The 25,566-nt window shown below is 66.9% G+C and carries 26 protein-coding genes and 2 tRNA genes; 17 read left to right on the plus strand and 11 right to left on the minus strand.

What is annotated here, in order from left to right:
- Positions 1–3 precede the first annotated feature (3 nt).
- The 5 genes from IQ782_RS01035 to IQ782_RS01055 all read left to right on the plus strand — a co-directional run bounded on the left by IQ782_RS01035 (position 4) and on the right by IQ782_RS01055 (position 6,478).
- Positions 4–1,782 (plus strand): sensor histidine kinase, encoded by a 1,779-nt coding sequence (locus tag IQ782_RS01035; protein WP_194132750.1) that lies wholly within the window; start codon positions 4–6, stop codon positions 1,780–1,782.
- Positions 1,779–3,002 (plus strand): sigma-54-dependent transcriptional regulator, encoded by a 1,224-nt coding sequence (locus IQ782_RS01040; RefSeq protein ID WP_194132751.1) that lies wholly within the window; start codon positions 1,779–1,781, stop codon positions 3,000–3,002. The genes IQ782_RS01035 and IQ782_RS01040 overlap by 4 nt, the downstream gene beginning before the upstream one ends.
- A 294-nt stretch (positions 3,003–3,296) precedes the next feature.
- On the plus strand, positions 3,297–4,301 hold the full coding sequence (locus IQ782_RS01045; protein WP_194132752.1) for a TRAP transporter substrate-binding protein: 1,005 nt from the start codon (positions 3,297–3,299) through the stop codon (positions 4,299–4,301).
- A gap of 105 nt (positions 4,302–4,406) precedes the next feature.
- Positions 4,407–5,096, plus strand: coding sequence for a TRAP transporter small permease (locus IQ782_RS01050; RefSeq protein ID WP_194132753.1), 690 nt, complete (start codon positions 4,407–4,409; stop codon positions 5,094–5,096).
- A 5-nt stretch (positions 5,097–5,101) separates the two neighbouring features.
- Complete coding sequence (locus IQ782_RS01055; RefSeq protein ID WP_194132754.1) at positions 5,102–6,478, plus strand: TRAP transporter large permease; 1,377 nt, start codon at positions 5,102–5,104, stop codon at positions 6,476–6,478.
- Between the two features lie 170 nt (positions 6,479–6,648).
- Here the strand turns inward: IQ782_RS01055 and tpiA are convergent, their stop codons facing one another.
- From tpiA to IQ782_RS01080, 5 genes are all read right to left on the minus strand, one after another.
- Positions 6,649–7,389, minus strand: coding sequence for a triose-phosphate isomerase (gene tpiA, locus IQ782_RS01060; RefSeq protein WP_194132755.1), 741 nt, complete (start codon positions 7,387–7,389; stop codon positions 6,649–6,651).
- 142 nt (positions 7,390–7,531) lie between these two features.
- Positions 7,532–7,915, minus strand: a complete 384-nt coding sequence (locus IQ782_RS01065; RefSeq protein ID WP_194132756.1) for a HesB/IscA family protein — start codon at positions 7,913–7,915, stop codon at positions 7,532–7,534.
- Positions 7,916–7,980: 65 nt separating this feature from the next.
- A complete protein-coding gene (locus IQ782_RS01070; protein ID WP_194132757.1) occupies positions 7,981–9,642 on the minus strand; it encodes a mechanosensitive ion channel family protein in 1,662 nt (553 codons plus the stop codon).
- Between the two features lie 112 nt (positions 9,643–9,754).
- Complete coding sequence (locus tag IQ782_RS01075; protein ID WP_194132758.1) at positions 9,755–10,111, minus strand: SUF system Fe-S cluster assembly protein; 357 nt, start codon at positions 10,109–10,111, stop codon at positions 9,755–9,757.
- An 85-nt stretch (positions 10,112–10,196) separates the two neighbouring features.
- Positions 10,197–11,054: a LytTR family DNA-binding domain-containing protein gene (locus IQ782_RS01080; protein WP_194132759.1), complete on the minus strand. Its 858-nt coding sequence runs from the start codon at positions 11,052–11,054 to the stop codon at positions 10,197–10,199.
- A gap of 550 nt (positions 11,055–11,604) precedes the next feature.
- Between IQ782_RS01080 and IQ782_RS01085 the strand changes: the two genes are divergently transcribed.
- The 6 genes from IQ782_RS01085 (at position 11,605) to IQ782_RS01110 (ending at position 16,069) form a co-directional block, all read left to right on the plus strand.
- The gene (locus IQ782_RS01085; RefSeq protein ID WP_194132760.1) at positions 11,605–11,799 is read left to right on the plus strand and encodes a hypothetical protein; all 195 of its coding nucleotides are present in this window, start codon (positions 11,605–11,607) and stop codon (positions 11,797–11,799) included.
- Positions 11,800–12,024: 225 nt separating this feature from the next.
- Positions 12,025–12,101: transfer RNA gene (locus tag IQ782_RS01090), tRNA-Asp, on the plus strand.
- A 34-nt stretch (positions 12,102–12,135) separates the two neighbouring features.
- Positions 12,136–12,212 (plus strand) — tRNA-Asp (locus IQ782_RS01095).
- A 262-nt stretch (positions 12,213–12,474) separates the two neighbouring features.
- Entirely contained in the window at positions 12,475–13,506 is a 1,032-nt protein-coding gene (gene obgE / locus IQ782_RS01100; RefSeq protein WP_194132761.1) for a GTPase ObgE, read from the plus strand.
- Positions 13,494–14,600 (plus strand): glutamate 5-kinase, encoded by a 1,107-nt coding sequence (proB, locus tag IQ782_RS01105; protein WP_194132762.1) that lies wholly within the window; start codon positions 13,494–13,496, stop codon positions 14,598–14,600. Before obgE ends, proB begins: the two co-directional genes overlap by 13 nt.
- A gap of 203 nt (positions 14,601–14,803) precedes the next feature.
- The gene (locus IQ782_RS01110) at positions 14,804–16,069 is read left to right on the plus strand and encodes a glutamate-5-semialdehyde dehydrogenase (protein WP_194132763.1); all 1,266 of its coding nucleotides are present in this window, start codon (positions 14,804–14,806) and stop codon (positions 16,067–16,069) included.
- Positions 16,070–16,072: 3 nt separating this feature from the next.
- Here IQ782_RS01110 and IQ782_RS01115 read toward each other — a convergent pair whose 3' ends face one another.
- On the minus strand, positions 16,073–16,678 hold the full coding sequence (locus IQ782_RS01115; protein ID WP_194132764.1) for a histidine phosphotransferase family protein: 606 nt from the start codon (positions 16,676–16,678) through the stop codon (positions 16,073–16,075).
- A gap of 25 nt (positions 16,679–16,703) precedes the next feature.
- On the opposite strand from IQ782_RS01115, the gene IQ782_RS01120 reads away from it, so the two are divergent.
- The 3 genes from IQ782_RS01120 to olsA all read left to right on the plus strand — a co-directional run bounded on the left by IQ782_RS01120 (position 16,704) and on the right by olsA (position 18,612).
- Positions 16,704–16,886 carry a DUF3553 domain-containing protein gene (locus tag IQ782_RS01120; protein ID WP_194132765.1) on the plus strand — a complete coding sequence of 61 codons (183 nt, stop codon included), beginning with the start codon at positions 16,704–16,706 and terminating at the stop codon, positions 16,884–16,886.
- A gap of 131 nt (positions 16,887–17,017) precedes the next feature.
- Positions 17,018–17,776: an L-ornithine N(alpha)-acyltransferase gene (olsB, locus tag IQ782_RS01125; protein WP_194132766.1), complete on the plus strand. Its 759-nt coding sequence runs from the start codon at positions 17,018–17,020 to the stop codon at positions 17,774–17,776.
- The gene (gene olsA / locus IQ782_RS01130) at positions 17,773–18,612 is read left to right on the plus strand and encodes a lyso-ornithine lipid O-acyltransferase (RefSeq protein WP_194132767.1); all 840 of its coding nucleotides are present in this window, start codon (positions 17,773–17,775) and stop codon (positions 18,610–18,612) included. Before olsB ends, olsA begins: the two co-directional genes overlap by 4 nt.
- A 26-nt stretch (positions 18,613–18,638) precedes the next feature.
- Here olsA and IQ782_RS01135 read toward each other — a convergent pair whose 3' ends face one another.
- The 3 genes from IQ782_RS01135 to IQ782_RS01145 all read right to left on the minus strand — a co-directional run bounded on the left by IQ782_RS01135 (position 18,639) and on the right by IQ782_RS01145 (position 20,259).
- Positions 18,639–19,259: a thiamine phosphate synthase gene (locus tag IQ782_RS01135; RefSeq protein WP_194132768.1), complete on the minus strand. Its 621-nt coding sequence runs from the start codon at positions 19,257–19,259 to the stop codon at positions 18,639–18,641.
- A gap of 68 nt (positions 19,260–19,327) precedes the next feature.
- Positions 19,328–19,657: a TfoX/Sxy family protein gene (locus IQ782_RS01140; RefSeq protein WP_194132769.1), complete on the minus strand. Its 330-nt coding sequence runs from the start codon at positions 19,655–19,657 to the stop codon at positions 19,328–19,330.
- Between the two features lie 86 nt (positions 19,658–19,743).
- Positions 19,744–20,259, minus strand: coding sequence for a GNAT family N-acetyltransferase (locus IQ782_RS01145; protein WP_194132770.1), 516 nt, complete (start codon positions 20,257–20,259; stop codon positions 19,744–19,746).
- Positions 20,260–20,415: 156 nt separating this feature from the next.
- Between IQ782_RS01145 and IQ782_RS01150 the strand changes: the two genes are divergently transcribed.
- From IQ782_RS01150 to IQ782_RS01160, 3 genes are all read left to right on the plus strand, one after another.
- Positions 20,416–21,159, plus strand: a complete 744-nt coding sequence (locus IQ782_RS01150) for an RNA methyltransferase (RefSeq protein WP_194132771.1) — start codon at positions 20,416–20,418, stop codon at positions 21,157–21,159.
- 80 nt (positions 21,160–21,239) lie between these two features.
- Entirely contained in the window at positions 21,240–22,382 is a 1,143-nt protein-coding gene (gene ctaA, locus IQ782_RS01155; protein WP_194132772.1) for a heme A synthase, read from the plus strand.
- A gap of 1 nt (position 22,383) precedes the next feature.
- A complete protein-coding gene (locus IQ782_RS01160; protein ID WP_194132773.1) occupies positions 22,384–23,856 on the plus strand; it encodes a carboxypeptidase M32 in 1,473 nt (490 codons plus the stop codon).
- 79 nt (positions 23,857–23,935) lie between these two features.
- On the opposite strand, the gene IQ782_RS01165 is transcribed toward IQ782_RS01160, so the two are convergent.
- A complete protein-coding gene (locus IQ782_RS01165; RefSeq protein ID WP_194132774.1) occupies positions 23,936–24,325 on the minus strand; it encodes a hypothetical protein in 390 nt (129 codons plus the stop codon).
- 119 nt (positions 24,326–24,444) lie between these two features.
- Positions 24,445–25,305: a LysR family transcriptional regulator gene (locus IQ782_RS01170; protein WP_194132775.1), complete on the minus strand. Its 861-nt coding sequence runs from the start codon at positions 25,303–25,305 to the stop codon at positions 24,445–24,447.
- Positions 25,306–25,566 lie beyond the last annotated feature (261 nt).

Here is a 25,566-nt window from a genome sequence, read left to right on the forward strand (position 1 = left end):
GCCATGAGCTGGGACCTGCTGACCCGGAGCCGCGCCCTCTGGCTGGCGCTGACGCTCGCCTTCGTGGCCGCGCTGTCGGGCAGCGTGTGGCACTACGGCTACCTGCAGGCATTGGGACCTCTGGCAGCGCGCGGGCAGAGCGACCTTGACCTCGCTTCCGACCGCCTTGTCACCCAGTTGCAGCGGTTCCGCGAGTTTGCCGTGCTCACCGCGAGCCATCCCGCTCTGGAGGCGCTGCTCGAGGGTGCGCCGCGCGGCCCTGCGGACCAGATGCTGCAACGCGCGGCGGACCGCACCGGCGCGGTGAGCGCCTTCTACGTGGCGGGCTCGGGCGAGGTGTTGGCAAGCTCCGGCGCGCTGCTGCCCGAAGGGGTGGCCGGAAGCGCCTATTTCCGCCGCGCACTGACCGGCGCGCTCGGGGTGGCGCACGGCGAGGGACCGGGCGACGCCAAGCGCGCGTTCTTCTTTGCCGCGCCGAATTTCGCGCCCTCCGGCGAGGTGCGCGGGGCACTCGTCGTGATCGTCGATGCCGCGGTGCTGGAACGCGACTGGCGGGGCTCGCTGCCGGCGGTATTCTTCCTTGATGAAAGCGGTACGGTCTTCGTCACCAACCGCACCGAGCTTCTCGGTTGGCGGCGCGAGGGGGACTGGGCGATGGTGTCGCCGACAGGGCAGCTTCGCAGCACCGAGACCATGCTTCTTGGCGAGCACACCATCCTGTCGCAGAACTGGTCGCCCTACATTCCCGCGCGCGCCCTGCGCCGCAGCGTCGAACTGCCGGTGATCGGCATGACCGGAGTGTTGCTGATCGACGTGCGCCCGGCGCGGCGCTACGCGCTTCTGCAGGCGGCGACGGTTGCGGCGGGCGTGCTGTTTTTCATCGCCCTGCTGTGGTTCGCGCTGGAGCGGCGGCGGGCACTGGCGGCGATCAACCTCGCACTGGAAGAGCGGGTCACCGCCCGGACCCGCGATCTCGAAGAGGCGAATTTCGCGCTGCGGCGCGAGGTGGTCGAGCGGCAGGAGGCCGAGGCGGCGCTGAAACGGGCGCAGGCCGAGCTGGTGCAGGCCTCGAAGCTTACGGCGCTTGGCAAGATGAGCGCGGGGATCAGCCACGAGCTGAACCAGCCCTTGATGGCGATCCGCTCCTTTGCCGAGAACGGCACGGCCTTCCTCGAACGGGGCAGGCCCGAGCGGGCGGCAGAGAACTTCGGGCGAATCTCCGACATGGCGGGGCGCATGGGGCGGATCATCAAGAACCTTCGGGCCTTCGCCAAGTCCGAGCCGGGTCCGGCTCACCGGGTCGGGCTGGCCGCCGTCGTCGAGCAGGCGCTGGAGCTGATGCAGCGGCGGATCGAGAAAACCGGTGCCACCGTGGACTGGCAGCGCCCCGACCGCCCGGCCATCGTCCTGGGTGGCGAGGTGCGGCTGAGTCAGGTCGCGGTGAACCTGATCTCCAACGCGCTCGACGCGATGGAGGGACAGGACGTTCGCCGCCTGACGCTGCGGATGAGCCATGACGACGTGGCGGGCACGGTGCGCCTCACCGTCCGCGACACCGGTGCCGGCATCCGCGAGCCGGACCGCATCTTCGACCCCTTCTACTCGACCAAGGAGGTCGGCCCCGAGGAGGGGATGGGCCTTGGACTGTCGATCTCCTACGGGATCGTCGAAGGCTTCGGCGGCAAGCTGCGGGGCGAGAACCTGCCCGGCGGCGGGGCGCAGTTCACGCTCGACCTGCGGCAGGCCGGGGAGGACATCACACAGATGGAGAAACGCGCATGACGCGGCGAGTGCTTCTGGTGGACGATGATGCGGCGGTGCGCGAGGCGCTTGGCCAGACGCTGGAACTTGCCGATCTCGATGCGGTTACGGCGGGCAGCTTCGTCGAGTGCAAGGAGCTGATCGAGCCCGGCTTCGAGGGGGTCGTGGTCTCGGACATCCGGATGCCGGGACGGGATGGCTTCCACCTGCTCGACTACGCCCACCGGCAGGACCCCGAACTGCCTGTCATCCTGCTGACCGGCGAGGGCGACATCCCGATGGCGGTGCGGGCGATGGCGGCAGGGGCCTTCGACTTCCTCGAGAAGCCCTGCGCGCCCGGCGACCTGACGGCGGTGGTCGAGCGCGCGCTGCGCACCCGCACGCTGGTGCTCGAGAACCGGCGGCTGAAGGCACAGCTGGAGACCGGCGATGCGGCGGCGCGCATGCTCTTCGGCATCTCGCGCAAGGCCGACGGGCTGCGCGCGCGCTGCCGGGTCGCTGCGCGGGCGGGCACCGACGTGCTGATCAGCGGGGCGCCGGGCTCGGGCATCTCGAAAGTGGCCGAGGTGGTGCACCTGTGTTCGAACCGCTCTAAGGCGGCCTTCGAGAAGCGTTCGGCGGCAGGGCTGGGCCGCGCCACGCTCGCGGAGTTCTGGCGTGGCTGCGCCGGGGGCACGCTGTTTCTCGACGAGATCTGCCAGCTTCCCAAGGACAGCCAGCTGGCGCTGATCGACCTGCTCGACGAGGGCGGTGCGCGTCTCGTTGCAGGCACGGTGCGCGATCTGGCGCGCGAGGTCGAGAGCGGTGCTTTCTCGGCCGAGCTGTTCTATCGGCTCGAGGTCATGCAGATCCACATCCCGGCGCTGGCCGAGAGGCCCGAGGATATTCCCGTGCTGTTCCGGCACTACGTGGCGCAGGCCGCCGAACAGGCCGGGCTGGAGCCGCCGGAGATCACCGACGAGGTGGTTTCGGGGCTGATCGCCCGTGACTGGCCCGGCAACACCCGCGCGCTGATGTCGGCGGCGATGCGCTTCGCGCTGGGGCTGGGCGAGAGCGAGGACGCGGGCGAAGGGTTGGGTCTGGCCGAGCGGCTGGCACAGGTCGAGTGTTCGCTGCTGGTCGAGGCGCTGCGCCGCACGAACGGACAGGCCAGCGCTGCCGCGCAGGTGCTGAAACTGCCGCGCAAGACCTTTTACGACAAGCTGGCGAAATACGGCATTCGCGCAGAGGACTATCGCTGAGCACCCGAAACCGGCCCTTGCCGGGAAATTGGGCGGGACAAAAACTGTGCGGATTTCCGCACAGATTGCCCGCCCCGCCGTGCGAAAACTCGCACAGCGTCTGCCTGCGCCTTCTCAAGTGTTTCGGGAATTTTCAACAAGATATTGAAAATAAACAAAATATAAAAGTATCTCGGTAATCTAACAAAATCGTTGCGCGATTTTATGCCGGCCTGTCTCTTGATCCCCGGAGTGGCCGCGATGGGGAGCACCGGGGCCGCCAAGGACGGAAAACGGAAGTTCCGGGAGGATACCATGAAAAAGTTTCTGATGACCGCAGCCGCGGTGACCGCACTCGTGTCCGGCACCCAGGCCGCAACCGCTGCCTGCGATGCGGGCGAGATCGTCGTCAAGTTCAGCCATGTCACCAATACCGACAAGCACCCCAAGGGGATCGCGGCGCAGCTGTTCGCAGACCGCGTGAACGAGGAGATGGACGGCAAGGCCTGCGTCGAGGTCTTCCCGAACTCGACGCTCTACAACGATGACCAGGTGCTCGAGGCGATGCTGAACGGCGACGTCCAGATGGCCGCGCCCTCGCTGTCGAAGTTCGAGCAGTTCACCAAGGTGTTCCGCATCTTCGACCTGCCCTTCATGTTCGTGAACATGGAAGCGGTCGATGCGTTCCAGAACAGCGACACCGGCCAGGCGATGAAGGAATCCATGGTCCGCCGCGGCCTGCTGGGCCTTGGCTTCTGGCACAATGGCCTGACGCAATTCTCGGCCAACAAGCCGCTGATCTCGCCCGAGGACGCCAAGGGCCTGAAATTCCGCGTGCAGCCGTCGGAAGTGCTGAAGGCGAACATGGAACAGCTCGGCGCCTCGCCGCAGCCGATGGCCTTCTCGGAAGTCTACGGCGCGCTGCAGACCGGCGTGGTCGATGGTCAGGACAACACCTGGTCGAACATCTACGGCCAGAAGTTCTTCGAAGTGCAGGACGGCATCACCGAAACCAACCACGGCGTGCTTGACTACATGGTCGTGACCTCGGTCGACTGGTGGGAAAGCCTGCCCGAGGACGTGCGCACCCAGATGGGCCAGATCCTCGACGAGGTGACCTCCACCCGCAACGCCGCGATCGCCGAGGTCGATGCCGACAACCGTCAGGCGATCCTCGATGCCGGCGGCGTGATCCGCGAGCTGACCCCCGAGCAGCGCCAGGCCTGGGTCGACGCGATGAAGCCGGTCTGGGAGCGCTTCGAGGACGAGGTCGGCGCTGACAACATCGCCGCTGCGCAGGAGCTCAACGCGCAGTTCTGATCCGGCGCTGATGCCTTCGGCCCGGTCCTGCGCAGCGCGGGGCCGGGCCTTTTCACACCCGAATTCTCATCTTGGGGCAACCCATCCGGCATAGCGGGGGACAAGATGTCCAACACCACCCACGGCGGCTCGGCAGTCGGCCGCTTCGTCAACGAGCTGGAGGAAACGGCCATCGCCGTGATCCTCGGGCTGATGACGCTCCTCACCTTCGTCAACGTCGTCCTGCGCTACGGGTTCAACACCGGGGTGATCTGGGGGCTCGAGGCAGTCACCTTCCTCTTCGCCTGGCTGGTTCTCTTCGGGGTAAGCTACGCGGTCAAGGTCACCGCGCATCTCGGCGTCGATGCGGTCACCAGCCTGCTGCCGCCGACCCTTCGCCGCGTGCTGGCGCTGGTCGCCGCCGCCCTGTGCATCTTCTACGCCTTCCTGCTGATGAAGGGCGCCTGGGACTATTGGGCCAACTTCGCCAACCTGCCGCAGACCACCGGGCGTTGGCTGCCCACCGGCTTCGAGGAGATGAAACGCACCTCCTACCGCTCGTGGTACGAGGTCGTCGATATCCCGATGCCCGATTGGCTGCGCTTCATCGAGCCCTGGATCAACGAGGGCGAGCACTACGAGAAGCTGCCGCGCTTCATCCCCTATTTCATCCTGCCCTTCGGCATGGCGCTGCTGCTCTTCCGCTTCGTCCAGGCCGGGGTGCGCATCTGGACCGGCAAGCAGGACAGCCTGATCGTCAGCCACGAAGCCGAAGACGCCGTCGATGACGTCGCCCACCTGAACCGCGAGGACTGAGTCCGATGGAAGTGTTTCTGCTCTTTATCTGCATCATCGGACTGATGCTCGTCGGCCTGCCGATCGCGGTCTCGCTCGGCCTGTCGTCGATCATCTTCCTGCTGGCGCTCTCCGACACCTCGCTGGCCTCGGTGGCGCAGTCGATGTTCCAGGCCATGGCGGGCCATTACACGCTGCTGGCCATTCCCTTCTTCATCCTCGCGTCGTCCTTCATGTCGACCGGCGGCGTCGCGCGGCGGATCATCCGCTTCTCGATCTCGCTCGTGGGCCATTTCCACGGTGGCCTCGCCATCGCCGGGGTCTTCGCCTGCATGCTCTTCGCCGCGCTCTCGGGCTCGTCGCCCGCAACCGTGGTGGCGATCGGCTCGATCGTCATCGCCGGGATGCGGCAGGTGGGCTACTCCAAGGACTTCGCTGCGGGGGTGATCGCCAACGCGGGCACGCTCGGCATCCTCATCCCGCCGTCGATCGTGATGGTGGTCTATGCCTCGGCGACCGATGTCTCGGTTGGCCGGATGTTCCTCGCCGGCGTCATCCCCGGCCTGCTCGCGGGCACCATGCTGATGATCACCATCTATGCCATCGCCCGCGTGCGCGGCCTGCCCAAGGGCGAGTGGCACGGCTGGGGCGAGGTGCTGCGCTCGGGGCGTGACGCGATGTGGGGGCTCTTCCTCATCGTGATCATCCTCGGCGGCATCTACGGCGGCATCTTCACCCCGACCGAGGCGGCGGCGGTGGCAGCGGTCTACGCCTTCCTCATCGCCAACTTCGTCTACCGCGACATGGGCCCGCTCGCCGGCAAGGACGGCGCGCCGAACCTGCCGCTGATCCGCAAGCCGATCGCGCTGGTCACCGCCTTCTTCCACCGCGACACCCGCGACACGCTGTTCGAGGCGGGCAAGCTGACCATCACGCTGATGTTCATCATCGCCAACGCGCTGATCCTCAAGCACGTGCTGACCGACGAGCAGATCCCCCAGCGCATCGCTGGCATGATGCTCGATGCGGGCTTCGGGCCGATCATGTTCCTGGTGATCGTCAACGTGATCCTGCTGATCGGCGGCCAGTTCATGGAGCCCTCGGGCCTCATCGTGATCGTCGCGCCGCTGGTCTTCCCCATCGCCATCGAGCTGGGCATCGACCCCATCCACCTCGGCATCATCATGGTGGTGAACATGGAAATCGGCATGATCACCCCGCCTGTGGGCCTGAACCTCTTCGTCACCTCGGGCGTGGCAGGCATGTCGATGATGCGCGTGGTGAAGGCGGCGTTGCCCTTCCTCGCGGTGCTTTTCGTCTTCCTGATCATGGTGACCTACATCCCGTGGCTGTCTACATGGCTGCCGACCACCTTCATGGGGCCCGAGATCATCACCAACTGATCCGCCACGCACTCATGGACAAACAAAAGCGCGGCGCCCTCACATGGGGCGCCGCGTTTGCTTTGCAGGCAGGACCGCCTCCGGCGGGCGTATTTATCAAAGAGAAGAAGCAGGGGACGGTGCGCCACCCCCTGCTTCTTCTCTTTTCAAATACGCCGTGTCGCGCCGGTTCAGCTTGCGCTCAGCGCCTCTATGATCGGCACGAAATCCGCCGCCTTCAGGCTGGCGCCGCCGACCAGCGCGCCGTCGACGTTCGACACGGCGAAGATCTCGGCGGCATTTCCAGGCTTCACCGAGCCGCCGTAAAGCAGCCGGACCGAGCGGCCCACGCCTTCGCCGAAACGCTTTTCCAGACGCGCGCGCATGAAGTCATGCACCTCGCCGATCTGATCGGTGGTCGGCACCTTGCCGGTGCCGATTGCCCAGATCGGCTCGTAGGCGACCACGAGGTTGTGGCCGGTGGCGCCGTCGGGGATCGAACCCGCCAGCTGGCCGCCGATGATGTCGAGCGTGTTTGACGCCTCGCGCTCGGCGAGGCTCTCGCCGACGCAGACCACGGCGGTCAGCCCGGCATCCCAGGCGGCGCGGGTCTTGGCGCGGATCTCGTCGTCATGTTCGTCGTGGTCGGTGCGGCGCTCGGAATGGCCGAGGATCACGTAGCTCGCGCCCGCATCCTTCAACATCGGGGCGGAGATGTCACCGGTGTGGGCGCCCGACGCGTTGGCGTGGCAGTCCTGTCCGCCGATGGCGATGTCGCCCTTCAACGCAGCGGCCTGCGCCAGCAGCGTGGCAGGCGGGCAGATCAGCACCTCGGTGTCGCCACTGGCGGCGGGGGCCATCGCCTCGATTTGCTCGAGGGCGGCGGCCAGCCCGTTCATCTTCCAGTTTCCGGCGGCAAGTTTCCTGCGCATGGTCGCTCCTATCTTCGCATTCCGCGGGTATCATCGCGGCGCAGACCGTGGCGTCAAGCTCGGTTGCGCAATCAATGATCTAGGGGACTTACATAGGGCGCGCCTTCGCGAAGGGGAGCCGTGGCGCCGCGCGCTCCGGAACCTACTCGGCAGCGCGGCGCTCGGCCTCGAGTTCCTCGATGTCCTTGAACTTGATCGACTCGCCGCAGCCGCAGGCGTCGGCAACATTGGGGTTGTTGAACTTGAACCCCGATTCGAGCAGCGAGCTGTGGTAGTCGATCTCGGTGCCGAAGAGGAACATCTGCGCCATGGGAGCGATCAGCACCCGCGCCCCGTCCTGCTCGACCACCTCGTCATTGGCCTCGGGCGCGTCGACGAAGTCCATGGTGTATTCCATGCCCGCGCAGCCGCCCTTCTTCACGCCGATGCGCAGGCCGGCGCGGCCGTCGCGTTCCATCAGCTTGCGCACCTGGGTCACCGCCGCCGGGGTGATGGTGACCGCCTGTTTTCCGGGAATGCCGAACATCCGCGTCTCCTATGAGCTTTGTCCAGAATTTAAGGCCCGGAGGCGCGGGAAACAAGGGTGGCCGCTCAGGCGGCCTCGGCGGGGCGCGCATCGGGGAAGATCGGGGCTGCCGTGCTGTCCAGCTCCTGCGCCGCCGCCAGCAGGCGCTCGCGCGCCTCGCATTCCAGCGACCAGGCGATATTGGGATCGGGGCAGGGGATGAGAAACAGCACTTCCTGTCCGAAGACGTCGTGCCGCGCCACGTAGACGCCGCGCGATTCGGGGCGGTCGGCGATGCCTTCCATTTCGTCGAGAATCGCCTCGTAGCGGCTGCGCAGTTCATCCACCCGCGCACCATGCGACAGGCGAAGAACCACCTCCCGGATGAGGAAGTGCTCTTGCATGGTCCAATTTTCGAAGGGTTCGGCGACGAAATCCACCACCGGCACCACCAGCCGCTGCCCGGTCCAGACCCGCAGCTGCACATAGGTGAAATGGATGCGCTCGACCGAGCACAGGTGCCCGCGGAACAGCACCTTGTCGCCGATCCGCGCCGATTGGTTCAGCGCGATCTGCAGCGAGGCCATGATGTTGGTCAGCACGTTGCGCCCGGCGTAGGCGAGGATGATCGTGGCCGTCCCCGCCGAGGCCAGAAGCGAGATGCCGAGCGAGCGCATCACGCTGGCCTCGGAGATGACGATCCCGGCACCGACGAGCACCACCAGCACGATCACCGCGCGCCGCGCCGCCGAGACCCGGGTGGCAATGTTGCGGCGCTGCTCCTGGCCCTCGCCCATCTCGGCCAGTTCATCGCCGTCGAACTTGACCAGGCGGTTGAGGAACACGTCGGCGACGTTGATCACCAGCCAGAGCACGGTTGCAACGAAACCGAGGATGATCAGCGGCGAGAGAATCGTGTCGATCCGGCCCGAGAAGACGAACACATGGCGGGTCAGCAGCGACATGGTCAGGGTGACGACCGCCAGGGTGACCGGCCCGCGCAGCGCCACCAGCATGGAATAGGGCGCATCGCGCAGCGTGCGGTTCAGGCCGCGCGACATCAGGCCGTTGACGAAGACCCCGATCGCGCCGGTCAGAAGCAGGACCAGCGGCAGCGCCACCACCTCCCACCAGCGCAGCCCCCAGATGGCCCGCTCGCGCAGCGGGGCCGGCAGAAGTTGTTCCAGCTCGGTCGGTCCGTAGGCCTCGGCCAGCGCGGGGAGGGCCTGCACCGTCTGCCGCGAGACCAGCCAGACGGGCTCGCCGGTGGCGGGCTTCACCCGGTTGATGCGGATCGGCACCGGGCGGTCGCCGAGCTTGACGTACCACAGCAGCAGCGAGCGGCGCGGCTGGCCGGCCATCGGCGAATCCTTGGTGCGGGCGTCGACGCCGTCGGGCCGGTCGCGCAGGTCGTACCAGTCGACCATGATCTTGCGGTCCATCAGCGTGGCAAACTGCTGCGCCCGCTCGGGGCCGAGCTCGGCCTGTTCTCCGGGCTCTATGCTGGACAGGTCGAGCAGATGCGCCGCGCTTTCCCAGTCCTCGTCATCGGCGCGGAAGAGAAAGCTCTCGAGCGCCGAGCGCGGCGTGGTCCTGTCGATGTTCTGCGGGGCAGGGCCGAGGCCGGGGTTGACCATATCGACCTCGTACCAGCGGTCCAGCGCCTCGTCCTGCGCGCGGCCGGCGCCGGGAAGAACGAGCAGCAGCGCAAGCAGCGCAAGCGCGAGGAGGCGGGGCAGCGGGGTCATCGCCTGCCCAACGGGCGCGGCTGCGGATTGGTTCCGCGCGCCACGCGCGGGCAAAGAAAAAGCGCGCCACGGGGGGCGCGCTTCGCTTTGCGGGTTTCGGCCTGGCCGGGCCTTACATGAAGCCCAGTTCGAGCCGGGCCTCGTCGGACATCATGTCCATGCCCCAGGGCGGATCGAAGACCATGTCCACATCGACGTCCTTGACCCCCGGCACAGAGGCCACGGCGTCCTGCACCCAGCCCGGCATTTCGCCGGCCACCGGGCAGCCCGGCGCGGTCAGGGTCATGATCACCTTCACCTCGCCTTCGCCGGAAATCTCCACCGTGTAAATCAGGCCGAGATCGTAGATGTTCACCGGGATCTCCGGGTCGAACACCGTGCGGCAGGCGTCGACCACCGAGTCGTAAAGCGGATGGTCGGTGCTGGAGGGCGCGATCAGCGGGGCGCCTTCGAGCGGAGCGTCGGTCATGGCAGGTCCTTCCTCGGGGTTCCTGACCGAAGATATAGGAAAAGCGCGCGCCGGGGTAAAGGGCAGCGCAGCGTCCGGCCGAAGGTCAGTTGGCCGGTTCGGGGCCATGTGTCGCAAGCCAGCGCTCCACCTCGGCAAGGCGGCTGCGCGCTACTGGAACCGAGGCGCCGTTGCGCAGACGGATGATCGGCTTGCCGTCCCAGCTCTCCAGCCCTGCGACGGCCTGGCGCGCCACCCACCACGACCGGTGGGTCTGCACGCCATCCTCAGGGGTGGTCTGCGCCAGAACATCGGCGAGTCGCGTGCGAAGCGTGAGATTTCCGCCGGTCAGCGCCGCGCAGACGTGATGCTGGCGCGCTTCAAGGTAGATGATCTCGGCCAGCGGCACCGGCTGGGCCGCAAGCAGCAGCATCCGACCGCGGTCAGGTGCCTCGGCGGCGGCGGGCTGGGGGCCGGTGACTGGCGGTCCATCCCCTTGGGGCGACTCGGCGGCGGCCTCGCTTGGGGCGGGCGAGAAGACGAATCGCATGAAGATCGTCTCGAACATCCCGATGACCACGAGCAGGTAGAGCATCTTGGACAGCAGCAAGGGCCAGAGACAGACATCGAGCAGACTCTCCAGCCCGCGGTCCAGAAGCGACAGCGTTGGCGCCAGGGCCAGCAGAGAGACGATTGGCCAGTAGACGGGCCAGGGGGGCAGAGAGCGGCGCAACACGGCAATCCCCAGCATCAGCACAGTCTGGCTGACGAAATAGCAGGAGATTCCGAACAGCCAGGCCAGGACGTAGGCGGTCGGCGGTAGGCGGTCGCCAACCGCCGCGGGGTCGGCGGCCAGAAGCACGCCGAACACCATGACCAGATAGCGCCAGGTCCGCGGCAAGCGGAAGAGAAAGAGAAACTCCGCCGCGCAGAGCCGGATTGGCCTGCCCGCGACATCGATCAACCCGAGATCCTGAGCCAGAACTGTCTTCAAACCGTACCGCGTGCCTATCTATCTGCAAGAACGAGCCATTTCTGCCTTTGTCACACTCGGGACACAAGGCCGGGCCGGGCGCCGCAAGAGACCTGAAGCCGTGCTGCGCAAGGCACAGGGTGGAAGCCTCCGAAAAAATGGCTTTTTCTGGGCGCGACTCGTGGTACTCTGATGCTGGTCGGCGTCAGTTTCGCCTGCATTGGGCGTGGCAGCGCTTCGTCACACCGACGTTCGGGCGAGTCCGGGCAAGAGATGACAACTTTGGTGCCTGCCCGACAGCAGGCGCCTGCAAGTCCGGCGCGGCGGGCAGGGGGTGCCCGCTCCGGGAGATTCGACACAGCCGGGGAGCGCTCTGGCAGAGACGTCGCCGAATCGCCGCATGGCCGGGTTCCATGGCACAGGCGCGGCGGCCTATCTTGGCCGCGTGCCGTATTGGTTTCGATCGCGCCATGGGAGTGAGTGACAGGGGGATTGGGTAATGATTCATCAGGTTGAAGACAGCATTGTAGAAGATGGGGCAATGCAGGACGTGATCGCGATGGCGCATCAGATGCAGGGCAGCGGAGCGGTTTCCGAACTGCTGCGCCTGTCGGCCGCGCTGCTCGAGCATTGCGCCTATGAGCTTGCGCGAAGCGACCGGCGGGGCCAGGTCTCGCGGATCATCCTGATCTCGGCGGAGCTCGAGCGCATGGCGCGGGATGCCGCGATGCAGTAGCGCCCGTCCGGGCGCTGCCACTGCGGCTGCACTTTCCGTAAGGTCATGAAAAGCGTTTAGAAAACCTGAAAAATAAGGGCCACCGCGGCGGCCCGCGACCGCGTCCCGGCGCTTTTTTCGGGTGTGGCGGAAAAATCCGCGACTGCCCCTAGGAAAGCGCTTGACGCTGTCCGGCCCCCCGCCTAAAAGCGCCCCACGTTCGGGACACAGTCCAGACGGTAGCGAGCGGTTGTAGCTCAGTTGGTTAGAGTACCGGCCTGTCACGCCGGGGGTCGCGGGTTCGAGCCCCGTCAACCGCGCCACCGCTACCTTGGATTGATGACCGGCAGAAAAAGCGCGGTTGTAGCTCAGTTGGTTAGAGTACCGGCCTGTCACGCCGGGGGTCGCGGGTTCGAGCCCCGTCAACCGCGCCACTTTCTTCGGAACGCAGACGCCTCGCAGCCTCCGGGCCGCGCGGCGTTTCTGCTTTTGGGGTGTCCGTTTTTCGGCTGCCCGCGCCGGGAGGGCGGAACCGATGTCCGTGCCGTCCAGGTGAAGATAACTCTGGGGAGTCGCGCCGCGCGCGACGGGGGCAGCGCCCCTGTGACGCCCCGCCTGCAACTTGAGCCGCGCGCCGAGTCGCGCTAAACCCGCGCGAACCCTGCGCCGCGACGCCCCCTGACGGAAAGCCCGACCATGAAATTTCTCGATCTCTGCAAGGTCTACATCCGCTCCGGCCAGGGCGGCAAAGGCTGCGTCTCGTTCCGGCGCGAGAAATTCATCGAATACGGCGGGCCCGACGGCGGCGACGGCGGTGGCGGCGGCGATGTCTGGGCCGAGGCGGTGGACGGTCTCAACACGCTGATCGACTTCCGCTACCAGCAGCACTTCTTCGCCGGCAACGGCATTCCCGGCATGGGCCGCCAGCGCACCGGCGCCGATGGCGACGACATCGTGCTGCGGGTGCCCGTGGGCACCGAGATCCTCGACGAGGACGAGGAGACCGTGATCGCCGACCTGACCGAGCTCGGCCAGCGCGTGCTGCTCGCCAAGGGCGGCAACGGCGGTTGGGGCAACCTGCATTTCAAGACCTCGACCAACCAGGCGCCGCGCCGCGCCAACCCCGGCCAGCCGGGCGTCGAGCGCACCATCTGGCTGCGGCTGAAGCTGATCGCTGACGTCGGCCTCCTCGGCCTGCCCAACGCCGGCAAGTCAACCTTCCTCGCCGCGACCTCGAACGCCCGGCCGAAGATCGCCGACTACCCGTTCACCACGCTGCACCCGAACCTCGGGGTGGTGGGTGTCGACGGCAAGGAATTCGTCGTCGCCGACATCCCGGGGCTGATCGAGGGCGCACACGAAGGCCGCGGCCTCGGCGACCTCTTCCTCGGCCACGTCGAGCGCTGCGCCGTGCTGCTGCACCTCGTCGATGGCACTTCGGGCACGCTGCTCGAGGATTGGGAGACGATCATCAACGAGATCGAAGCCTATGGCGGCGGCCTCGCGGAAAAGCCGCGGGTCACCGTGCTCAACAAGATCGACGCCCTCGACGACGAGGAACGGGCCTTCCTGAAGGAAGAGCTCGAAGCCAAGACCGGCGGCAAGGTGCTGCTGATGTCCGGCGCGGCGGGCGAGGGCGTGACCGAGGTTCTGCGCGCGCTGCGCGCCCATATCGACGACAAGCGCCTGCGCGAGGCACCCGAGGAAGACACCACATGGCGACCCTGAGCGAGGCACGCCGCCTCGTTGTAAAGATCGGTTCGGCCCTCCTGGTCGACAAGCAGACCGGCGCGCTGCGCCAGGACTGGCTCAAGTCCATGGCGGCCGACGTCGCCCGCGTGAAGGCGCGCGGCGCCGACGTGGTGCTGGTCTCCTCGGGCTCGATCGCGCTTGGGCGCGGCATCCTGAAGCTGCCGCCCGTGGCGCTGCCGCTCGAACAGAGCCAGGCCGCCGCCGCCGTCGGGCAGATCCGCCTCGCCCGCGCCTGGGAAGAGGCGCTTGCCCCGCATGGCATCACCACGGCGCAGGTGCTGGTAACGCTCGAGGACTCCGCCTCGCGCCGCCGCTACCTCAACTCGCGCGCCACGATGGAAACGCTGATCGGCTTCGGCGCCGTGCCCATCGTGAACGAGAATGACACCGTCGCCACCGACGAGATCCGCTACGGCGACAACGACCGGCTGGCGGCCCAGGTCGCGGTGACGGTCGGGGCCGATCAGCTGATCCTGCTCTCGGATGTCGACGGGTTCTACACCGCCAACCCGGCGCAGGACCCGAAGGCCCGGCGCTACGACGTGATCCATCAGATCACCCCGGAAATCGAGGCCATGGCCGGCGACGCCGGCTCGGGCCTGTCCAAGGGCGGCATGAAGACCAAGCTCATGGCCGCGAAGACCGCCACCGGCGCGGGCTGCGCCATGGCGATCACCGAAGGCTCGGTGCTGAACCCGCTCACCGCGCTGGAAGCGGGGGCGAACGCCACCTGGTTCACCCCGCAGCTCGATCCGCATGCGGCGCGCAAGGGCTGGATCCTCGCGATGAAGCCCTGCGGCGTGCTGACCGTTGACGCCGGGGCCGCGCGGGCGCTCTCCGAGGGCCGCTCGCTGCTGCCGGTCGGCGTGACGCGGGCAGAGGGCGCTTTCGGCCGTGGCGATCCGGTGACGATCCGCGACGAGGCCGGGCGCGCGCTGGGACAGGGGCTGACCCGCTACACCGCCGAAGAGGCGCAGGCGATCATCGGCCACCACAGCTCGGAGATCGAACAGGTGCTGGGCTATCCCGGCCGCGCGGTGCTGATCCACCGCGACGACATGGCGCTCTGATCCCGGCTCGGCGCTGCCTGGGGCGTCGGTCAAGCGCGTATTTGAGAAGAGAAGAAGGGCAGCTGCTTCTTCTCTTTCAAAATACGCCGGGCGCGGCGCGCGCCCGAGGGCAGGACGTCCGAACGGGGCGCAATCCGCTCTGTATCCCCGCCGGACCCGGCGCTATAAGAAGGCTCCAAACCCCAAACCTAGGGTAAAGAGCGATGAAAGACCTGACAGACATCCACGCGACAATGATCGACCTCGGCCAGCGCGCCAAGGCCGCCGCCGCGGAGCTCGCCTTTACCCCACCAGAGCGCAAGACAGAGGCGCTGGAGGCCGCAGCCGATGCCGTCTGGGCGCGCCGCGCCGAGATCCTCGCCTCCAATGAAAAGGACATGCAGTTCGGCCGCGACAAGGGGCTCTCCGACGCGATGATGGACCGGCTGCTGCTCACCGAGGAGCGGCTCGCGGCGGTTGTGGAGGGCCTGCGTGCCATTGCGGCGCAGGAAGATCCGGTTGGCAAGGTGATCACCGAATGGGACCGGCCGAGCGGGCTGAAGATCAAGCGCGTGCGCACGCCGCTCGGTGTCATCGGGGTGATCTACGAATCCCGCCCCAATGTCACCGCCGATGCCGGGGCGCTCTGCCTCAAGGCGGGCAATGCGGTGATCCTGCGCGGCGGCTCGGAGAGCTTCCACAGCTCTGCGGCGATCCATGCCTGCCTCGTCGACGGGCTGCGCAAGGCCGGCCTTCCCGAGGATGCGGTCCAGCTTGTGCCGACGCGCGACCGCGCCGCGGTGCAGGAGCTGCTGACCATGACCGACTACGTCGACGTGATCGTGCCGCGCGGCGGCAAGGGGCTGGTCGGCCTCGTGCAGCGAGAGGCGCGGGTGCCGGTCTTCGCGCACCTCGAGGGCATCGTGCACATCTACATCGACAAGGCCGCGGACCCGGTCACCGCGCTCAAGGTGGTGCTCAACGCCAAGACCCGCCGCACCGGCATCTGCGGCGCGGCCGAATGCCTGCTGATCCACCGCGAGGCGGTGGACACCATCGGGCAGGGGGTCATCCGTGCGCTTCTCGACGCCGGCGTCGAGGTGCGCGGCGATGCGGGCCTGCAGCAGATTGCGGGCGTGGTGCCGGCCAAGGAGGACGACTGGGGGCGCGAATATCTCGACAAGATCATCGCCGCCAAGGTGGTCGCCGACGAGGAGGATGCCATTGCCCACATCCGGCGTCATGGCTCGCAGCACACCGATTGCATCCTGTCGCAGGACGAGGCGGCGGTCGAGACGTTCATCCAGCGCGTCGACAGCGCCATCGTGATGGTGAACTCCTCGACGCAGTTCGCCGATGGTGGCGAATTCGGCATGGGGGCGGAGATCGGCATCGCCACCGGCAAGATGCACGCCCGCGGACCGGTCGGGGCCGAGCAGCTCACCAGCTTCAAATACGTGGTGCGCTCGGATGGCGCGGTGCGCGGCTGAGGTTCAGCCGAGCTCGATGGTAACCGCGGCCTCGCCCGCGGTCACCGCAATGCCGCGGCCGCGGTCCTGGGCGAGCGCGGCCAGCAGCGGGAAATGCACCTGAGCGCCGGAAAGGGCCGGCAGCTTGCCGGGCCGGTCGAGCAGGGCCCAGAGCGCCGGCTCGCGGCTGACCCGTTTGCCGGTGCCGGTGATCCGCCAGCCCTGGTCCAGTTCCTCGATCTCGATCCGGCCGCCCATCGGAAGGGCGCTTTCGCAGCAGAGCGCCGAGAGCAGGGCCAGTTGCACCTCGGGGCGGGGCGCGTCGCTCTGGCGACGCCACTCGCAGCTGAGCCGGCCGCCCGCGCAATAGTCGCGCAGAAGCCGCGCGGCTTCGGACGGGCCGATCATCTGCTCCCCCTCGGCCAGGCCGAAGGCGACGCGGAACAGGCTGATCCGGGCGCGGGCGGCGCGGCAGCTGTCGTTGATCAACGCGAGCTCGGGTGTGTCGAGCGCCGACCCTGCGAGCGCCAGAAGCTCGAGCCCGTTGGCGATCGCCCCGACCGGGCTGACCAGATCGTGGCAGAGGCGCGAGGCTACCAGCGTTGCGAGTTTGGCGTTAAGCTGCTGCATCTAGGTCTCTTGGAAGGGGATGGACATGAACGATCTCAACGCTTTGCTGGAGCCTGGTATGCTTGTACAGCACCCCGACAAACCCGATTGGGGGATCGGGCAGGTGCAATCCAATATCGGCGGCCGCGTCACTGTCAACTTTCGGGAGCAGGGGAAAGTCGTGCTCGATGGGGAACGTGTGACCCTCCTGCCGGTGTTCGAGACATAGGGTTAGGGCGCAGACGTTTACGAATGGTTAACCAAGCTCTTGAAGCTCACACCGGGTGCCGGTTGTGGGTAAAAGCTGTTTTCCTTTGTGCCGTGCGGCATTAGAACCTCGGCAAGCAGCAGAGGACGGCCATGGCGCTGGACGACAGGAACTTGACGGTGCGGCTGGCGCGCACTGCCGACGAGATCGCGGCGGCGCAGCGGTTGCGCTACGAGGTGTTCATCGAGGAGCTCGGCGGGGGCGGCGTGCTGGTCGACCACGAGAACCGGCTGGAGCGGGACCGTTTCGATCCCTTCTTCGATCACCTGTTGCTGACCGATGCGCGCCGGGAGGGCGCGGTGGTCGGGGTCTACCGGCTGCTGCGCGACGACCAGGCCGAGGCGGCGGGCCAGTTCTACTCCGAGGATGAATACGACCTCGCGCCGCTGCGGGCCACGGGCCGGAGGCTGCTGGAACTGGGTCGGTCCTGCCTGCATCGCGACTATCGCGGCGGGCCGGGCGTGATGCTGATGTGGCAGGCGCTGTCCGAATATGTGGCCGAACACGGGATCGATATCCTCTTCGGCACGGCCTCGTTCCACGGCACCGACGTGCAGGCGCTGGCGCATCCGCTGTCGTTGCTGCACGAGCGCCACCTTGCGCCCGAGGAGCTGCGGGTGCGCAGCCGTGCCTTCCAGCCGATGGACCTGCTGCCCGAAGCCGAGATCGACCGGCGCCGTGCCGTGGTCGAGACCCCCTCGCTGATCAAGGGCTACCTTCGGCTCGGCGGCATGGTGGGTGAGGGTGCCTTCGTGGACCATGCCTTCAATACCACCGATGTCTGCCTTGTCATGGATACGCAAAGGCTGAATGAGCAAGCCGCGGCGCGGGTCCGGAGGGGGCGCGGGTGAGCGATCGCTCGGGGCCGACGTGGCGCGGCGCAGAGCCTCCGGCGGTGGCTCTGGAATGGGGCGACTACGTGCGCGCGGCGCTGCGCGGCCTGCCGATCGTCGTGCTTCTGCTGTGCGGAATCGTGGTGAAGCTGGCAGTGCTGCTGGTCGAGCGGCTGCTGCGGGGCGGGCGGCGGGTCTGGTCGCCTGCGGTGACGCAGGCGGTCTGCCGTCTGGTCTTCGTGATCCTCGGCATGCGCCACGTGGCGCGCGGCCCGCGGATGTCCGGGCCGGGGGCCTATGTGGCAAACCACTCGTCGTGGCTGGACATCTTCGCGCTCAACGCGCGGCGCAACGTGCTGTTCGTCTCGAAGGCGGAAGTGGCGGGCTGGCCGGGCATCGGATTGCTGGCGAAGCTCACGGGCACGGTCTTCATCAATCGCGACCGTCTCGAGGCGCGGGCCCAGCCGAAAGTCATCGAGGAGCGGTTGCTGGCCGGGGACAGGCTGCTGTTCTTCCCCGAAGGTACCTCGACGGATGGCGTTCGGGTTCTTCCTTTCAAAACAACGCTCTTTGAGGCGTTCCTATCGGAGGATCTAAGGTTCGAGATGCAGGTCCAGCCGGTGACGGTGATCTACCACGCGCCGCTGGGAGCAGCGCCCGCCTTCTATGGCTGGTGGGGGGACATGGCGCTGGGGCCGCATCTTGTGAAAGTGCTCGGCGCGCGGCGTCAGGGTCATGTGGAAGTGGTCTATCACGCGCCGCTGCGCGTCGCGGAGTTCGCCGATCGCAAGGCCCTGGCGCGGGCGGCGGAAGCGCGGCTCAGGTCCGCGCATCCGTCTGCAGGTGATGTCTGAAAAAGCCGTCGTAACGTGCTGAAAAATCAGCGCATTGCGTCGGTGAGCGCTTTCAGGGTAGCGGCCGGATCCTCGGTGTTCCAGATCTCTTCGCCGATGCTTATGAAGTCGGTCACCGGCGCGAGTTTGGCCACGAGTTCCGGGGTCAGGCCGCCTTCGGCGACGATCGGCACCTCGATCATTTGCGACCACCATTCGAAAAGCTCGAAATCGGCCAGCGTGCCATCCCCGAGGGCCTCGCCGCTGAGCGGGCCGAAGGCGACGTAATCCGCGCCTGCCTCGCCGGCGACCATGCCGTCATGGCGCGAGCTGCCGCAGAAGGTGCCGACGATGGCATCGGGGCCGAGGTCCTTGCGGGCCGCGCGCACCGAGCGCGAGCCGTCGGTCAGGTGCACGCCATCGAGCCCGAGGCGCTGCGCCAGCACCACGTGGGTGTCGATCACCAGTGCGATGTCGTAGCGATGCGCCAGGTCGCGCACCACGTCGGCGGCGCGCAGCAGCCGGTCCTCGTCGCGGGTGGCGAGCGAGAGCCGCATGCAGGCGATCTCGGCGGCATCGAGCACCGAGGAGAGCTTGTCCGGGAAGCTCGACAGGTCGAACTCCGGCGGGGTGACGAGATAGAGCTGAGGCTGGTCTGCTTCGGCCATGGCGCGGCTCCTGACTTGCGAATTGCGCTCCTATATCGTGCCTTTAGCGCGCACGGAAGGGGGCAGCGTCATTTCGGTGGCAGGCTGCGGACGAAGGTCAGGGCACGTTCGGTGAGCTGGGCGCGGATGACATCGTCGGCCATGGCCTCGGGCGCGGCTTCGACATAGCCGCCCATCCTTCGCTCGCCCATGATCGCGGGCGCGACGCCCGCCAGCGTCATGACCTCGTGCTGCGCCTGCTTGCCGACGCGGTAGAGCCCGCCCTCGGCGCGGAGGCCGCAAATCATGTTGCCGTCGAGCAGGAAGCACAGGGCCCCGAACATCCGCCGCTCGCTGAGGCCGGGCAGAGGGCCGATGTCGTTTCGGACGGTTTCGGCAAGGCCTTCGTCGTAGCTCATGCGCGGCGCTCCCCTGAGATGCTGCGCCAGCATATCCTTCGGATGCCTCCGGCGGGGATATTTTTGCCCAGAAGAAGCCTGAGCGGTCAGTGCCGGGGGAAGGCGAAGCGGAACACCTCGTTGGGATAGGCTTCTTCGCCGATGCGAAAATAGGTCCGGCCGATCCGCTCGAAGCCCTGGGCCTGGTAGAAGGCGGCGGCCGGGGTGTTCTCGGAGTTCGTCGCCAGCCAGACGGAGGGCGCGCCGAGCGCCAGCGCCGCGCCGAGACCGGCCTGCAGCAGATCGCGGCCGATGCCGTGACCCTGGTGGCGGGGCTGGACGTAGAGCGTGGAGATTTCCGTGTCCGAGCAGCCGGGGATCGGGCCGGGGGCGCCCTGCGTGAGGCGCAGGAACCCGTCGATGCCGTCCTCGTTCTGGTTGACGATGAAGCGCTCGTTGGGCTGGGTCATCCAATGCGCGAAATGCGCCCTGGTGAAGGTCTCGAGCGCGAAATCGGCGAACTGGGCGCTCACTCCGCGGCGGATATAGGTGCCGAGCCAGACCTCGATCGACAGGGCTGCGAGGGCGGAAGCATCGTCTGGTCTGGCGTCTCTGAGGGTCATGCGGGCTCCGCGTTCGGGGGTGCCCCCTCTTGGCAGCGCAGGCCGCGGGCGGCAAGTCCCGAGGGCCGGAGACGAGAAATCCGGGTCCATGGGTGTCGCTTTCTTGCTCTTCGGCCCGTGCGGGACTATGCGGGAGCCGGATTTACGGAGTTTGTCATGCCGAGCGAGACGAGGCAGCCCGCATTCGTGCTGGTGCGGCCGCAGATGGGCGAGAATATCGGGGCCGCGTCGCGGGCCATGTGGAATTTCGGGCTGGACCGGATGCGTCTGGTGAGCCCGCGCGACGGCTGGCCGAACCCTTCGGCCGTGGCCATGGCCTCGGGCGCGGGGCGGCTGCTTGACGAGGCGCATCTGGTCGAGACCACGGCACAGGCGGTCGAGGATTGCGATCTGGTGCTGGCCACCACCGCGCGGATGCGCGGGTTGACCAAGCCGGTCTATTCGCCCGAGCAGGCGATGAAGGTGGCACAGGAGCGCATCGCCGCGGGCGGCAAGGTCGCGGTGATGTTCGGCCCCGAGCGTGCCGGGCTGGAAAACTCCGACGTGGCTCTGGCCAATGCGCTGATCAACGTGCCGGTGAACCCCGAGTTTCCCTCGCTCAACCTCGCCCAATGCGTGCTGCTCTGCGCCTATGAATGGCAGCGGGCCTCGTCGCAGATCGAGGCGCTGCGGGTCGAGATGGCAGGGGCCGAATGGGCCAGCGGCATCGAGGTCGAGAAGCTGGCCGAGCACTACGAGGAGCGGCTGACCGAGGCGGGGTTCTTCTTCCCCGAGCACAAGGCCGAGAGCATGAAGCTCACGCTGCGCAACCTCTGGAGCCGCATGCCGCTGACCCGCGAGGACGTGAAGACCCTGCACGGGGTGATGCGCCAGATGGTGCGTTGGAAAGACCGCGGCTGACCCGCGCAGGTGGCTTGATGGCGGCTTGAAGGGGGGCGGGCGCGCCCCTATCGTCGCCGCGACGGATGTAGGAGAAGACCATGGCCGGAAACCGCAAGCTCTTCGAGGAGGTTGGGGCCGAGACCCCGAAGGCGGCCCCCACGGGCGGCATGATCGACAAGGGGCGCGGCGGCGCGCGCGGCGCGATCCGGGTCTGGCTGATGCTGCTCTTCGCGCTGGTGATGGCGATGATCGTGGTCGGCGGGCTGACCCGGCTGACCGACAGTGGCCTGTCGATCACCGAGTGGAAGCCGCTGCACGGGGCCATCCCGCCGCTGAGCGAGGCCGAATGGCAGGAAGAGTTCACCCTCTACCAGCAGATCCCGCAATACGAGCTGCTCAACAAGGGCATGACCCTGTCGGAGTTCAAGGGCATCTACTGGTGGGAATGGGGCCACCGGCAGCTTGGCCGGGTGATCGGCCTCGTCTGGGCGCTTGGCTTCCTCGTCTTCCTCGTGGCGCGGCAGATTCCCACCGGCTGGACCGGGCGGCTGCTGCTGCTCGGCGGGCTTGGCGGGCTGCAGGGCGCGGTGGGCTGGTGGATGGTGTCCTCGGGGCTGGTCGGCGAGATGACCGCCGTGGCCTCCTACCGGCTGGCGACGCATCTTGGCCTTGCCTTCATCATCCTCGGCTTCATCGCCTGGGACATCTTCCTCCTGGGGCGGCAGGAGCGCGAGCTGATGCAGGCGCGCCGCCTGCGCGAGCCGAAGCTCTTCTCCATGTCGACCGGCCTGCTGCACGCCGCCTTCCTGCAGATCCTGCTGGGCGCGTTGGTGGCCGGGATCGACGCGGGCCGCTCGTTCACCGACTGGCCGCTGATGGCGGGTGGCTTCTTCCCGCCGCAGCCTTTCGACCTGGTGCCGGTCTGGCGCAACTTCTTCGAGGATCCGGGGCTCGTGCAGTTCATGCACCGCATGATGGGCTATCTGGTGTTCATCTTCGGCGTGGTGGTCTGGCTGCGCGGCCGCAAGTCGGCCAATGCCGACACCCGCTTCCGCTTCAACGCGGTGATGGCCATGCTCTGCGTGCAGGTGGTTCTGGGCATCGCCACGGTGCTCTACATCGCGCCTTGGCACATCGCGATCACCCACCAGCTCGGGGCGGTGGTGCTCTGGGTGCTGATCCTGCGCGCGCGCTTCGGCGCGCAGTTCCCGAAACCGCAATCGATCCGCGAGGCCCGCTGAGATGAGCGCATTTGACGAGTTGATGGCGTTCCAGCGCGAGACCGGTGCGCTGGCGCAGGTGGCCGGGCGCCTTGGCTGGGACCAGGAAGCCGTCATGCCGCATGGTGCGGCAGAGCAGAGATCGGAAGAAATCGCGGCTCTGGAAGGCGTGCTGCACGCGCGGCGCACCGATCCGCGAGTCGGCGACTGGCTGGCGGCGATCGACACTGCCACGCTTGACGAGGTCGGGCAGGCGCAGCTGCGGCACATCACGCGCAGTTTCACCCGCGCTGGCCGAGTGCCGGGCAAGCTGGCGGCGGACTTGGCGCGGCTCACCAGCCGGGCGCACCGCATCTGGGCAGAGGCGCGGGCGGATGACAATTTCGCCGCCTTTGCCCCGGTGCTGAAGGAGGTCGTCGCGCTGAAGCGCGAGGAGGGGGCCGCGCTGGCCGATGGGGGGGATGTCTACGACGCGCTGCTCGACGACTACGAGCCCGGAGCGACTGCGCAGCAGCTCGCGGACATGTTCGGCGCGCTGCGTCCGAGGCTCGTTGCGCTGCGGCAGGCGATCCTCGAACGGCCGGCACCGAAGGCGCTCAAGGGCACTTTCGATGACGCGGCACAGATGCGGCTTGCGCAGACGCTGGCCGAGACCTTCGGTTACGACATGATGCGCGGCCGCATCGACAAGGCCGTGCACCCGTTCAGTTCGGGCAGCGGCGACGATGTGCGGATCACCACGCGCACCAACCCGCTCGACCCGTTCAACTGCATCTATTCGACCATCCACGAGACCGGCCATGCCGCCTACGAGCAGGCGATCGCTCCGGCCTACCGCTTCACGCCGCTCGGCGAGGGCGTGTCGATGGGCGTGCATGAGAGCCAAAGCCGGATCTACGAGAACCAGCTCGGCCGCTCACGCGCCTTCACCGGCTGGCTGCACGGGCAGATGGTGGCGCAATTCGGCGATCTGGGGCTGAGTGCCGAGGAGTTCTACGCAAGCGTCAACTCCGTGCAGAACAATTACATTCGTACGGAATCCGATGAGGTGCAGTACAACCTGCACGTTCTCCTGCGCTTCGATCTCGAGCGGGCGCTGATTTCGGGCGATTTGCCGGTGGACGAGCTTGAGGCCGCCTGGAACGAGCGCTTCGCGGCCGATTTCGGCTTCGCCGTGGACAAGCCCTCGGACGGGGTGCTGCAAGACGTGCATTGGTCGGCAGGGCTCTTCGGCTATTTCCCCACCTACAGCCTTGGAAACGTTTATGCGGGCTGCCTGCACAAGGCGCTGCGCCAGGCGGTCCCGGATCTCGACGCGCAGATGGCGGCGGGCGATCTCGGCGGCGCGACGGGCTGGCTGCGGGACAATGTGCAGCAGCACGGCGGGCTTTACGCGCCGCGCGATGTGATCGAGCGCGCCTGCGGGTTTGCGCCTTCGGAAGCGCCGCTGCTGGAGTATCTCGAAGCCAAGTTCGCCGCCCTCTACGGGCTCTGATATCCGAAACAGGACAAGATAAAAGCGGCCCCCGAGGGGGCCGCTTTTTGCCTTGTGTCCGTGAGTGATGGACGCGCGATCAAACGGGTTCCGGTTGAAGGTCCGCGTTCACGCTGAAGCGCCCTCCGCCGAAAATAATGAGCGGCAGGGCGAGGATGGCAACCAGAAGCGAGCTCTGGACAATCTGGGGGTCGGGCAGCAACTGGCCGCGCAGGATCACCTCGTGCACCGTGTAGAGCGCAGCGCCGAGCACCGCGAAGCTGCGGGTGCCGACGCCGAGGATCAGCCAGATCGCGATCGAGGCCAGGGCGATGCAGAAGAGCGAGGGTATCAGACCGGGCAGGCGCACTTCGAAGGCCCCGATGAGCGCGGGATCGTTGACGAAGATATCCAGCGCGATGGTATGGCCGAAAATCAAAGCCAAGGTCACGCGCAGGGCGCACTGAAGAGAAGGGATGATGCCGACCATGCTGCTGCTCGCTACGTCCGGAATCGAAGGTGTCCGGTTTTTAACATATTCAGAGTGTTACATTTGGTAGGCACAAAACCAAGCTGGAATTTTTCAAGTCTAACTTTGCGTAAACTCACCTAGAACTGCTCTTCCTTTTGCGGGGATAAGTTTTCAAGCTGCTCGAAACACTGGATAATCCAGTCGACTGCGCGCCGCATGCCGCTGTCCGAGCGGCGGCTCTCATGATAGAACAGCCAACATTCCAGCGTCTCTGGTGCGGCTTCGGGACGCAGCGGAACAAGCTCGGATGTCCTGCGCGCGAGAAGGTCTGGCAGCGGCCCGGCCATGCGCGTGCTTTGCATCAGCGCGTGAAGGCCGATGAAGTTGTCGACTGTGATCTTCGGCTCCTTGCCGAAGAGCGCGTGGGCCTGCCGGAGGATACGCGACCGGTTCAGGCTGGTGTTCAGCCCGGCCCAGTCGCCATCCGCGTCGGACTCCCTGAAGCGGTAGGGCCGGAAGCTCATCTCGCCGGCCTTGCGTGCAACGATGCGGCCCTGGTCGGGGCGTCCGAACTGCACCACAAGATCGTTCTCGCCAAGCCCCTCGCGTTGCTGCCGCTCCGTTACCGTGAGTTGCACGCCCGGCAGCATGTCAGCCTGCCGCCCGAGGCCCGGAAACAGCACAAGCGAGGCGATGATCGGCGAGGCCCCGAGGCTCAACGACACGGTGTCCACGTCGAGGCCGACGCCGTGGTTGTTCAAGGTGGACTTGAGCTGCCCGTCGAAGTTCTGCGCGACATTGATCAGCTCGCGCACGGCTTCGGACGGCCGCCAGCCATCCGAGGTTTTCACGAAAGCGGGCACACCCAAGGTCTCGGACAGGCGTTCGATCCTGCGCGAAACGGTCGCGGTATTGGTCCCGAGGAGCTTTGCCGCGGCTGTCATCGTGCCAGTTTTTGAAAGCGCGACGAGGAACCGGAGGTCGTCCCAATTGTTCATGGTATTCTATGTAACTCGGAATTCTGGGGCGTCGGATAAATCGGGCGTTTGCTGCCTGTGGTTGTATCGACGGTGGCTGACGCTCTTAATGGTGGTGTAATCTAATCTAGGACTTTGCCCGAGGCAGACAAGGTCCGGGGGAGCGCCGTTCCGAGGTGTTTTGTGTCAACATGACGCTGGGGAAGGGAAAACCGCCGCATCTGGCGAAGATGCGGCGGTTGGTCGGCGGGATGCTGCCGACAATAAGGGGTTTCCTGAGCC

This window comes from Salipiger mangrovisoli, assembly GCF_015223355.1.
Taxonomy (GTDB): domain Bacteria; phylum Pseudomonadota; class Alphaproteobacteria; order Rhodobacterales; family Rhodobacteraceae; genus Salipiger; species Salipiger mangrovisoli.

Bases quoted from the DNA above. Each gene is read 5' to 3' on its own strand.
- IQ782_RS01035 (WP_194132750.1), top strand. From the start codon at position 4: ATGAGCTGGGACCTGCTGACCCGGAGCCGCGCCCTCTGGCTGGCGCTG.
- IQ782_RS01040 (WP_194132751.1), top strand. From the start codon at position 1,779: ATGACGCGGCGAGTGCTTCTGGTGGACGATGATGCGGCGGTGCGCGAG.
- IQ782_RS01045 (WP_194132752.1), top strand. From the start codon at position 3,297: ATGAAAAAGTTTCTGATGACCGCAGCCGCGGTGACCGCACTCGTGTCC.
- IQ782_RS01050 (WP_194132753.1), top strand. From the start codon at position 4,407: ATGTCCAACACCACCCACGGCGGCTCGGCAGTCGGCCGCTTCGTCAAC.
- IQ782_RS01055 (WP_194132754.1), top strand. From the start codon at position 5,102: ATGGAAGTGTTTCTGCTCTTTATCTGCATCATCGGACTGATGCTCGTC.
- tpiA (WP_194132755.1), bottom strand. From the start codon at position 7,389: ATGCGCAGGAAACTTGCCGCCGGAAACTGGAAGATGAACGGGCTGGCC.
- IQ782_RS01065 (WP_194132756.1), bottom strand. From the start codon at position 7,915: ATGTTCGGCATTCCCGGAAAACAGGCGGTCACCATCACCCCGGCGGCG.
- IQ782_RS01070 (WP_194132757.1), bottom strand. From the start codon at position 9,642: ATGACCCCGCTGCCCCGCCTCCTCGCGCTTGCGCTGCTTGCGCTGCTG.
- IQ782_RS01075 (WP_194132758.1), bottom strand. From the start codon at position 10,111: ATGACCGACGCTCCGCTCGAAGGCGCCCCGCTGATCGCGCCCTCCAGC.
- IQ782_RS01085 (WP_194132760.1), top strand. From the start codon at position 11,605: ATGCAGGACGTGATCGCGATGGCGCATCAGATGCAGGGCAGCGGAGCG.
- obgE (WP_194132761.1), top strand. From the start codon at position 12,475: ATGAAATTTCTCGATCTCTGCAAGGTCTACATCCGCTCCGGCCAGGGC.
- proB (WP_194132762.1), top strand. From the start codon at position 13,494: ATGGCGACCCTGAGCGAGGCACGCCGCCTCGTTGTAAAGATCGGTTCG.
- IQ782_RS01110 (WP_194132763.1), top strand. From the start codon at position 14,804: ATGAAAGACCTGACAGACATCCACGCGACAATGATCGACCTCGGCCAG.
- IQ782_RS01115 (WP_194132764.1), bottom strand. From the start codon at position 16,678: ATGCAGCAGCTTAACGCCAAACTCGCAACGCTGGTAGCCTCGCGCCTC.
- IQ782_RS01120 (WP_194132765.1), top strand. From the start codon at position 16,704: ATGAACGATCTCAACGCTTTGCTGGAGCCTGGTATGCTTGTACAGCAC.
- olsB (WP_194132766.1), top strand. From the start codon at position 17,018: ATGGCGCTGGACGACAGGAACTTGACGGTGCGGCTGGCGCGCACTGCC.
- IQ782_RS01135 (WP_194132768.1), bottom strand. From the start codon at position 19,259: ATGGCCGAAGCAGACCAGCCTCAGCTCTATCTCGTCACCCCGCCGGAG.
- IQ782_RS01140 (WP_194132769.1), bottom strand. From the start codon at position 19,657: ATGAGCTACGACGAAGGCCTTGCCGAAACCGTCCGAAACGACATCGGC.
- IQ782_RS01145 (WP_194132770.1), bottom strand. From the start codon at position 20,259: ATGACCCTCAGAGACGCCAGACCAGACGATGCTTCCGCCCTCGCAGCC.
- IQ782_RS01150 (WP_194132771.1), top strand. From the start codon at position 20,416: ATGCCGAGCGAGACGAGGCAGCCCGCATTCGTGCTGGTGCGGCCGCAG.
- ctaA (WP_194132772.1), top strand. From the start codon at position 21,240: ATGGCCGGAAACCGCAAGCTCTTCGAGGAGGTTGGGGCCGAGACCCCG.
- IQ782_RS01160 (WP_194132773.1), top strand. From the start codon at position 22,384: ATGAGCGCATTTGACGAGTTGATGGCGTTCCAGCGCGAGACCGGTGCG.
- IQ782_RS01165 (WP_194132774.1), bottom strand. From the start codon at position 24,325: ATGGTCGGCATCATCCCTTCTCTTCAGTGCGCCCTGCGCGTGACCTTG.
- IQ782_RS01170 (WP_194132775.1), bottom strand. From the start codon at position 25,305: ATGAACAATTGGGACGACCTCCGGTTCCTCGTCGCGCTTTCAAAAACT.